General features: G+C 62.5%; 7 protein-coding genes. 6 read left to right on the top strand and 1 reads right to left on the bottom strand.

Going from position 1 to position 10,393, the window contains the following annotated elements:
- The 5 genes from EN990_RS33455 to EN990_RS33435 all read left to right on the top strand — a co-directional run.
- Positions 1–2,290: translocation/assembly module TamB domain-containing protein (locus EN990_RS33455; RefSeq protein WP_206526372.1), on the top strand; the 2,290-nt coding region annotated here is incomplete at its 5' end.
- A 266-nt stretch (positions 2,291–2,556) separates the two neighbouring features.
- Positions 2,557–4,209, top strand: a complete 1,653-nt coding sequence (locus EN990_RS33450; protein ID WP_013530882.1) for an ABC transporter substrate-binding protein — start codon at positions 2,557–2,559, stop codon at positions 4,207–4,209.
- Positions 4,210–4,439: 230 nt separating this feature from the next.
- Positions 4,440–5,474, top strand: coding sequence for an ABC transporter permease (locus EN990_RS33445; RefSeq protein ID WP_013530883.1), 1,035 nt, complete (start codon positions 4,440–4,442; stop codon positions 5,472–5,474).
- 12 nt (positions 5,475–5,486) lie between these two features.
- Positions 5,487–6,644 carry an ABC transporter permease gene (locus EN990_RS33440; protein WP_013530884.1) on the top strand — a complete coding sequence of 386 codons (1,158 nt, stop codon included), beginning with the start codon at positions 5,487–5,489 and terminating at the stop codon, positions 6,642–6,644.
- A 67-nt stretch (positions 6,645–6,711) separates the two neighbouring features.
- Positions 6,712–8,928: an ABC transporter ATP-binding protein gene (locus tag EN990_RS33435; RefSeq protein WP_063168510.1), complete on the top strand. Its 2,217-nt coding sequence runs from the start codon at positions 6,712–6,714 to the stop codon at positions 8,926–8,928.
- A 34-nt stretch (positions 8,929–8,962) separates the two neighbouring features.
- Here EN990_RS33435 and EN990_RS33430 read toward each other — a convergent pair whose 3' ends face one another.
- Positions 8,963–9,553 (bottom strand): transglycosylase SLT domain-containing protein, encoded by a 591-nt coding sequence (locus tag EN990_RS33430; protein WP_024501516.1) that lies wholly within the window; start codon positions 9,551–9,553, stop codon positions 8,963–8,965.
- Positions 9,554–9,770: 217 nt separating this feature from the next.
- On the opposite strand from EN990_RS33430, the gene EN990_RS33425 reads away from it, so the two are divergent.
- On the top strand, positions 9,771–10,393 hold a 623-nt coding region (locus EN990_RS33425; protein ID WP_206526371.1), incomplete at its 3' end, for a trimethylamine methyltransferase family protein.

Genomic DNA, 10,393 nt, shown 5'->3' with positions numbered 1-10,393 from the left:
GCAAGGCAGTGCGGTGCTGGCGACGGCGGACGGCAAGAGCGCCATCAATGGCCTGCTGCTGTCGCTCGGCAAGAACAGGATTTCCGGCGATCTGGCGCTGGACGAGAAGTTCGTGCCGGTCGGCACCATCGCGCTCGACCTGCCCGATATCGGCCCGCTGGCAGCACTTGCCCTGGAGAAGGCCGAAGGCGATGTGCGCGGCACGATCGCCTTTTCGAAGAACGGCAATGCGCCACAGGTCGCAATCAAGGCGGCGACAGCATCGATTACGCGCGGCGACCTGCAGGCGAAAGCCGTCTCGATCGATGCGCTGGTCGCCAACTATCTGGCGGCGCCCGTGATCTCCGGAAAGATTCGCGCCGACACCGTCACGTCGGGCGGCACCGTGATCAGCGGCATCGATGTCGACTTGAAGCGCGACGGCGACTGGACCGGCTTCTCCGGCGGCGCAACCGTCAAGGGCATTCCGGCACAGGCCGCCGGCCGGGTGAAAGCGGCCAACGGCACGACGACCATCGAGCTTGCCTCCGGCCAGGCGACCGTACAAGGCATCAAGGCGGCCATTGCCCAGGCCTCGACCGTCAGCATCGTCAACGGCATGACGACGCTGGACCGGCTCGTGCTCAACCTTGGCGGGGGTACGGCGACGGTGACCGGCAAGGTCGGCACGGCGCTCGACATCAATGCGACGCTGGCGCGGGTGCCGATGTCGCTCGCCAACAGTTTCTCGCCGGGGCTCGACGCCGCCGGTTCGATCTCAGGCACGGTCAAGGTGACGGGTACGCCGGCGAACCCCGCCATTGCCTTCAACCTCGACGCGGCCGGCGTGCAGACCTCGCAGACGCGCGGTGCCGGTGTCGGTGCGGTGAGTGTCTCCTCGTCGGGCACCTTCGGCGGCAACAAGCTGACCTTCAATGCCAATGTCGGCGATGGCGCCGGCCTTGGCCTCAAGGGCGGCGGCACCGTGACGACGGCCGGCACGCCGTCACTGGTGCTCGACTTCAATGGCGTCGTGCCGTTCGGCCTGCTCAGCCAGAAGCTGGCCGCGCAGGGCCTGTCTTTGTCTGGAACCGCCAATGTCAACGTGCAGGTGCGCGGTCCGGCGACATCGCCCGTCATCGGCGGCAGCATCAGCACCTCGGGTGCGCGCCTTGTCGATGCGCGCTCCGGCCTCGCCGTCAACGATCTCGCCGCCGATGTCTCGATTGCCGGCGGCGTCGCCAGGATCAACCGGCTGACCGGAACGCTGTCAACGCGCGGCAGCCTGTCGGCCAGCGGCACGGTCGGCATCAACCCGGCGCAGGGTTTCCCGGCCGACCTGTCGATCAAGCTGGTCGACGGCCGCTATACGGACGGCAGGGTGGTGACCGCCAATCTCGGCGGCGACCTGACGATCAAGGGACCGCTGACCTCCGCACCGGTCATCGCCGGCACCGTCAATCTCGCCAAGACGGTGATCACCGTTCCCGACAAATTGCCGGGCTCGCTGGCGGCGCTCGACGTCAAGCACAAGAACGCGCCGGGCGCGGTCAAGGCGCAGGACAAGGCGCTGCGGCCGCCGACGACCAGCGGCAAGGGCGGCGGTAGCGGCCTTGCGCTCGATGTCACGGTCAACGCGCCGAATCAGATCTTCATCCAGGGCAGGGGCGTTGATGCCGAACTTGGCGGCTCGCTGAAGCTGACCGGCCCGGCCTCGTCGCCGCAAGCGGTCGGCACCTTCACCTTGCAGCGCGGACGACTGTCGATCCTCGGCAAGCGGCTGACCTTCACCGAAGGCACGGTCGGGTTTTCCGGCTCGCTGGTGCCCTATCTCAATTTGACGGCGACCACGACGACGACCAGCGCCACCGTCACCATCGTGGTGTCGGGCGAAGCGACCAATCCGAAGTTCACCTTCTCCTCGGTGCCGGCGCTGCCCGAGGATGAGGTGCTGGCGCAATTGATCTTCGGCCGCTCGATGTCGAACCTGTCGCCGCTGCAGATCGCCCAGCTCGCCGAAGCGGCGGGGCAGCTGGCCGGCGTCGGCGGCTCGACGTCGCTGCTGGAAAACCTGCGCAGCGCCATTGGCGTCGACGATCTCGACGTCACCACCGACGACCAGGGCGGCACGGCGGTTTCGGCCGGCAAATACCTCAACGACCGCACCTATGTCACCATCCAGAAGGGCGACAAGCCTGGCTCGGGCAAGGCGACGATCGACCTCAATGTCGGGCGCGGCGTCAAGCTGCGCGGCGAGGCCAACGATGCCGGCGAAGCCAAGGGCGGCATCTTCTACGAGAAGGAATACTGACAGTCCGGCGGGGCTTTTGGCCTCATGGTGGATCGATTCTGGTGCTGTGCGGGCCAGAGTAAATGTCTCAGTTTAATCGACTATCGCGATTCCAGAAGAATCCGTCGGACAGTAGCAAATTTGCGCCAAGACTGTCGTTATCACGCGAACCGCTCCCCTTTCAAAGTTGCACATTCCCTAACATGTTCTCAATCCACGCCGTCTTTGACATCATGGCCTGGATGCGGAATGTTAAAAGGCGGAAAGCCAACAATGGGAGTTAAGTCATGACAATTTATAAGAGTAATGGCGATCGCGTTCCGGATCACATCCTGGCCATGGCCGAAGAAGCCAAGGCAGGCAAGGTGGACCGCCGCGAATTCCTGGCCATGGCCAGCGTCTTCGGCGCATCGACGGCAATGGCTTACGGCTTGCTCGGCCTCGCCGATCCGACGCCGGCGAAGGCCGAAGAGGTAAAGGGCAAGAAGGGCGGCACGCTGAAGATCGCCCAGTGGATCAAAGATCCCAAGGACCCGCGCAAGGCCGACTGGTCGGAAATCGCCAATGCCGAGCGCCAGGCGCTCGAGCCGCTGGTCAAGTACACCTCCGAATACACGTTTCGCCCCTATCTGCTGGAAAGCTGGGACGTCAACGACGACGCCACGCAGTACACGCTGCATGTGCGCAAGGGCGTCACCTGGTCGAATGGCGATGCCTTCACCGCCGATGACGTCATCTTCAACCTGAAGCGCTGGGCTGACAAGAAAGCCGAAGGCAATTCCATGCCCGGCCGTCTCGGCTCGCTGGTCAAGGACGACAAGCTCGACGAAAGCGCCGTGACCAAGCCGGACGACCACACGGTCGTGCTTAAGCTCAGCAAACCGGACATCGCGCTGATTCCGAACATGTGCGACTATCCCGGGCTGATCGTCCACAAGACCTTCGATGAGAAGGGCGGCGACTTCAAGGCCTGCCCGATCGGCACCGGTCCGTTCGAACTCGTCTCCTACGATGTCGGTCAGAAGGTGGTCTACAAGCGCCGCACCGATGACAAGTGGTGGGACGGCGAAGTGTTCCTCGATGGCCTGGAATTCATCGACTACGGCACCGATCCGGCAGCCATGGTCAGCGCTTTCGAGGCCGGCGAAGTGCACACCAACTTCGAGACTTCGGCCGACTATGTGTCGATCCTCGACGGCATGGACCTGGTGAAGTCGGAAATCGTCACCGCGTCGACCATCGTCTGCCGCACCAACGTCAACAACAAGCCCTATGGCGACCAGAAGGTGCGCAACGCGCTGCAGCTTGCGGTCGACAACAATGTCGTCTTGCAGCTCGGCTACGGCAATGCCGGCTCGGTCGCCGAAAACCACCATGTCTGCTCGATCCATCCGGAATATTACGAGCTGCCCAAGGTTGCCCGTGATCCGGCCAAGGCGAAGGCGCTGATGGCGGAAGCCGGCCAAGCCGACTTCGAACACGAGCTGATCACCGTCGACGAAGACTGGCACAAGAACACCGGCGATGCGATCGCCGCCCAGCTGCGCGACGCCGGCATCAAGGTGAAGCGCACCGTTCTGCCGGGTTCCACGTTCTGGAATGACTGGACGAAGTATCCGCTGTCGATGACCAACTGGAACATGCGTCCGCTCGGCGTCCAGGTTCTGGCCATCGCCTATCGCACCGGCGAGGCCTGGAACGAGGCCGGCTGGTCGAATCCGGACTGGGATGCCAAGCTCAATGCGGCGCTCGCCGTTGCCGACGCCGCCAAGCGCAAGGACATGATGAAGGACATCGAGCAGATCCTGCAGGATTCCGGCATCATGATCCAGCCGTACTGGCGCAAGCTCTACAGCCACTCGGTGAAGGCGGTGCAGAACTACAAGATGCACCCGACCTTCGAGCGCGACTACGGCAAGGTCTGGCTCGACCAGGCTTGATATCGCATCGACATGGAGGGAAGGGGCTCGCTCCCTTCCCTCGCTCTTTGCATTGTCCGTCCCTGCTGGTCCGCACATTCTCAAAAAAGTTGCGGACTCGCGGGCAAGGCCATGCAACAAAAACAGGGTTGATCGCATCCGAAGGCCTGTTTGACAGCCAGCCCCGCCGGTCACGGCAGGGTTGGCTTTCATAGCCGGCTCAAACCCCAACCCATCGGCAGGGGGCCGCCATGCTTTCCTTCGTTATCAGGCGTCTTGGCACCATGGCATTGACGATGCTGTGCCTGACCATGGTCGTCTTCTTCCTGATCAACCTCGAACCCAATCTGAAGAAGCTGGCGATCAGCCAGACCGAAATGCATACGTCGGCCGAGCAGCTCGAGAGCTGGCTGGTCAACCATGGCTACCGGCAGAACTTCTTCGTCCGCTACGGCCAGTGGCTTGGCGTCTTGCCCAAGCAGCCGGTAACCGACCCGGCGACCGGTAAGCCGGCGCAGCGTTTCTCCTTCTGCAACGATCCGCTCGTGCCGACCTTTGCCGGCGTTTTCCAGGGCGATTTCGGCTGCTCGACCAAGTTCAAGGCGACCGTCGCCTCAAAACTGTTTCCGGCACTCGGCGCTACCGGCATCCTGATGTTCTGGGTGCTGGCGGTGATGGTGCCGATCTCGCTGCTGATCGGCATTCTGGCCGGCATGCGTGAGGGGTCGCGAACCGACCGGGTGCTGTCCGTGGCGTCGATCGCCTCGACGGCGACGCCTGAATATGTGTCGGGCGTCATCTTCACCGTCATCTTCGCCTCATGGCTAGGCTGGCTGAACGGCTCGGCGGCTTCGGCCAGCCAGGGCATCACCTTCTACAATTTCACACTGCCGGTGATGACGCTGGCGATCTACGGCATCGGCTATATCGCCCGCATGACGCGAGCTTCGATGGTCGAAGTGATGACGCAGCAATATATCCGTACCGCGCGGTTGAAGGGTCTCTCCTTCGGCAGCGTGGTGGTCAAACATGCCTTGCGCAACGCGCTGATCGCACCGTTCACCGTCATCATGCTGCAGTTCCCTTGGCTGCTCACCGGCGTCGTCATCGTCGAGGTGATGTTCCGCTACCAGGGCTTCGGCTACACGCTGGTCGAGGCGGCCGGCAACAACGATATCGACCTTTTGCTCGGCTGCTCGCTGGTCTCGGTGTTCATCGTCTTGATCACGCAGCTCATTTCCGATGTCGGCTACGCATTTCTCAATCCGCGTATCAGAGTTCAGTAGGGAGCGAAGCCGATGCCGGTTCAATACATCAGTGGCTTCACCGTCGTTTTCGAAGTGCTGTCGCGCTTCTGGCCGGTCTGGATCGCGCTCGTCATCGTCATGGGCGCGAGCTTCGCCTACAAGAAGAAGCTGGCGCTCTACGGCCAGCTGTTCGACAGCGGTGTCGGCATCGTCGGCGTCGGCATCTGCCTGTTCTGGCTGTTCACGGCGATCTTCGCCGCGACCATATCGCCCTTCGATCCGCTGGCCCAGATTCCGATCATGAAGGACGTGCTGCCGGGCGCCGTCGAACCGCAGTCGGGGCTGACCTATCTGTTCGGCGGCGACAAGCTGGCGCGCGACGTGTTTTCGCGCATGGTCTATGGCAGCCAGATCGTGCTGATCATCGCGCCTGCCGCGACCGGCTTCGCGCTGATGGTCGGCATCACGCTCGGCCTGCCCGCCGGCTATTACGGCGGCAAGATCGACACCGTGCTGTCGTTCCTGGCCAACCTTGTGCTCGCCTTCCCGGTGATCCTGCTGTTCTACCTCTTGGTGACGCCGGGTATCATGGACACGCCGATCCCGTACGGCATGGCCGGCGTGTTCTTCCTGTTCCCGATCATCTTCTTCAGCGTGCTGTTCTGGACCCGCTACAAGAACCGGCCCGACCGGCTCTACATCCTGCTCGGCATCACCCTGATCCTCGGTGGCTGGATCTATCTCGGCCTTGTGTTCGATAAGGACCCGCTGCACATCGTCCATATCGATCCAAACCAGCTCAACATCTTCGTGGCGGTGGTGTTCGCCTCCAGCCCCGGCGTGTTCCGCATCGTGCGTGGCCTGGTGATGGACATCAAGACGCGCGACTATGTGGCGGCGGCGCAGACGCGCGGTGAATCGCCCTGGTACATCATGCTGTGGGAGATCCTGCCCAATGCGCGCGGGCCATTGATCGTCGATGCCTGCCTGCGCATCGGCTACACCACCATCCTGCTCGGCACGCTCGGTTATTTCGGCCTTGGCCTGGCGCCGGAAAGTCCGGACTGGGGCACCGCGATCAAGGACGCCAGCCGCCTGCTGCGCTCCTTCATCCATCCGGCGCTGCCGCCGACCATCGCACTGATGTCGTTCGTGCTGGGCTTGAACCTGCTCGCCGACTCGCTGCGCGAACAATCGATGAAAGACTGATGTCGCGGGTTTCGACCCGATGGGCCTGAGAGAAACAGGTCTGGAAGAACCAGGATTGGAGCGACCCATGAACGAGGCAGTTCGAAATCCCGCCAAGCCGACCCCCGGGCCAACCAAAGGGCCGATCATCGAGATCGAGAACCTGTCGATCTCCTTCTTCACCCGCAAGGGCGAGATACCGGCCGTCATGGATTTTTCCTGCACCGTCATGCCGGGCGAGGCGATGGGCATCGTCGGCGAATCCGGCTGCGGCAAGTCGACCGTGTCGCTCGGCATCATGCGCGACCTCTCCAACATCGGGAAGATCGTCGGCGGCAAGATCAAGTTCCAGGGCAAGGACATGGGCGAACTCTCCGACGAGGAGTTGCGTTCCATCCGCGGCAACAAGATCGCCATGATCTACCAGGAGCCGATGGCGAGCCTGAACCCGGCGATGAAAGTCGGCCAGCAGCTGATGGAAGTGCCGCTGATCCACGACAAGGTGTCGAAGGAAGAGGCCTATAAACGCGCCCTCGATATGGTGCGCTCGGTCAAATTGCCCGATCCCGAGCGTATGATGCGCTCCTATCCGCACCAGCTCTCCGGCGGCCAGCAGCAGCGCATCGTCATTGCCATGGCGCTGCTGTCGAAGCCGGCGCTGCTTTTGCTCGACGAGCCGACGACGGCGCTCGACGTGACGGTGGAGGCGGGCATCGTCGATCTGGTCAAGGGGCTGGGCGAAAAGTTCGGCACGTCGATGATCTTCGTGTCGCACAATCTCGGCCTGATCCTGGAAACCTGCGATCGCATCACCGTGATGTATTCGGGCGAAGCGGTGGAGACCGGCAAGATCAAGGACGTGTTCGACCGGATGCGCCACCCCTATACGCAGGGGCTTTTCCGCTCGATCCCGCTGCCGGGCGCCGACAAGAACTCACGGCCGCTGATCTCCATCCCCGGACAGCTGCCGCTGCCGCACGAGCGGCCCAAGGGCTGCAATTTCGGCCCTCGCTGCCACCATTTCGTCGAGGGTGTCTGCAACGCCGCCGAAATCCCGATGATCGAGGTCGCTGGTCACGAAGGCCATTTCTCGCGCTGCGTGCGCTTCAACGAGATCGACTGGGAAGCGCTGCCACCCGGTGCCAAGAAGGTCAATGAGCGCGTCATGCCCGGCGCGCCGGTGCTCAAGATCGAGGACCTCAGAAAATATTACAGGGTCGGCGGCAGCGAGGTGTTCGGCTCGAGCGAGGGCCGCGTCGTCAAGGCCAACGAGACGATCTCGTTCATGGCGCGCGAATCCGAGACGGTCGCCATCGTCGGCGAATCCGGCTGCGGAAAGTCGACGCTGGCCAAGGTGCTGCTCGGGCTGGAGACGGCAAGTGCCGGCACGGTGACGCTGGGCAACACGGAAATCCAGTCGACGGGGATCGACAAACGGAGCGTCGACACGGTGTCGTCGATCCAGATGGTGTTCCAGAATCCGTTCGACACGCTCAATCCCAGCCATTCGGTCGGTTCGCAGATCATCCGCACGCTGGAGAAGTTCAATGTCGGCAAGACGGTTGCCGATCGCCGCAAGCGCATGCTGGAGCTGCTCGACCTGGTGAAGCTGCCGCGGGCATTCGAAACCCGCAAGCCGCGTCAGCTTTCGGGCGGCCAGAAGCAGCGCATCGGCGTGGCGCGAGCCTTTGCCGGTGACGCCAAGGTGGTGGTGGCCGACGAGCCGGTCTCGGCATTGGACGTGTCGGTGCAGGCGGCGGTGACCGAACTGCTGATGGACATCCAGCGCAAGAACAAGACGACGATGCTGTTTATCAGCCACGATCTGTCCGTCGTTCGCTACATCGCCGACCGCGTCGTCGTCATGTATCTCGGCTACATCGTCGAGCAAGGCACGACCGACCAGATCTTCGCACCACCCTATCATCCCTATACCGAGGCGCTGCTGTCGGCGATTCCGATCGCCGACACGAGTGTCGTGAAGAAGCACATCGTGCTGGAAGGCGACATCCCGTCGGCGATGAACCCGCCATCCGGGTGTCCGTTCCAAACCCGTTGCGGCTACAAGAAGCTGGTGCCGGACAATCTCTGCGAGACCAAGGTGCCGCCGGTCAAGCATCTCGGCGACGGTCATATGAGCCTGTGCTGGCTCTCCGACGACGTGCTGGCCAAGATGGAGCCCGTGATCAAGTTCGACAAGGAACACGCCGCGCACGAAGGTATGCCGGACGACGCGCCGCATGGCGATGGCCCCGGTTTTGCTGGCACCCCACCAAAGCGTCCGCGCGGTAAAAGGCCGAGCTGACCGTCCGAAGATCGAGATCAACGATGCGGCAAGGTCAGTTCCCGCACTCGCTCAACTGCTGGGCATAGTCCCGCGCCATCTTGTCGGTGGCCCGGGCATAGCCCTGCACACCGGCATCGCCCCTGTTGCCGCGGCCATAGGCGGTCCAGCCGAGATAGTAGGCAAGGTAGAGATTGTAGGTGTCGTTGCGGGCGACGCCGTAGGTGTCAGATGTCTTGGAATGATACCAGCCGACGAAATCGACCGCATCGGCGAATTTCGTCCGCCGCGCCGCCCAGTTGCCGGTCTCGCGCTGATATTGCGACCAGGTGCCGTCCAGCGCCTGCGAGAAGCCGGTGGCCGTGGAGACGTGCTTCCACGGAATGAAGCCGAGCAGCTTGGTACGCGGCGGCCTTGCATTGCTCTTGAAGCCCGATTCCTTGCGCACCGTCGCCATCAGTACGGGAACGGGGATGCCATATTTCTGTTGGGTGCGCTCGGCGGCAGACTGCCAGTTGTCGAACCAGCCGTCATTCTGGTCGAAGACGGCGCAGACATTGTTGATGTGGCTGGGCGGCGTGGCGCAGGCCGAAAGCGCCAGCAACACGCAAACCGCACCAATTTTACTAAAACTCGAACTACGCATCGGCAGAGCAATAGGCCGAAATCATAAAGGGAATCTTGCAGCGTCCATTAACGCTTCGCCCGAGCGGTCGCTCGAGGAAATCCCATATCAACAATCCGACATATTTCGTCGTATTCTATAAATGGATACTGCGGAGATGCCGCCGTGGCTAAAATCACGCCCGCAAACGGCGTATTTATGACAGCTTACCTGGTTTGCCGGGGCTTTGATGCCAGGCATGAACGAACCAAGACGCAAACGCGGCGCCGAGCGCACCAGCAATCGGGGGCCATCGGCCATTCCGCAACTGCCGCTCAGGCGGGTGACCAATCCCTATCCGCCAATGGCCATGCTGTCGCCCGATCAGATCGAGCAGATCCATCAGGCGTCGATGCACATATTGGAGAATTTCGGCATCGAGGTGATGAGCCCGCGGGCGTTGTCGCTGTTCGAGAAGGCCGGCGCCAGGGTCGACCATGCCTCAGCGAATGTCCGCATCGATCGCGGCCTGATCGAAGACGTGCTGAAGACCACGCAGCCCAGCTATGTGTTGACGCCGCGCAACCCGGCCAACGCGGTTCATCTGGGCGGCAACACCATTAATTTCACCCTCGTTGCCGGGCCGCCCAATGTCCATGACATGGAGCGCGGCCGCCGCGCCGGCAATTTGCGCGACTATTCGGATCTCACACGGCTGGCGCAGCATTTCAACTGCATCCACATGCTGGGCAACCAGGTCTGCGCGCCGGTGGAGCTGCCGGCAAACTCCCGCCATCTCGACACTTATTTCACCAATCTGACGCTGACCGACAAGAGTTTCCACGTCTCGGCGATCGGCCGGGGCAGGGCATTGGACGGCAT

The sequence above is a fragment of the Mesorhizobium sp. M7A.F.Ca.US.005.03.1.1 genome, from assembly GCF_003997975.1.
GTDB lineage: Bacteria > Pseudomonadota > Alphaproteobacteria > Rhizobiales > Rhizobiaceae > Mesorhizobium > Mesorhizobium ciceri.
Note: the sequence above shows the minus strand (reverse complement) of the source record. Positions and strands in the feature narration are given on the sequence as shown.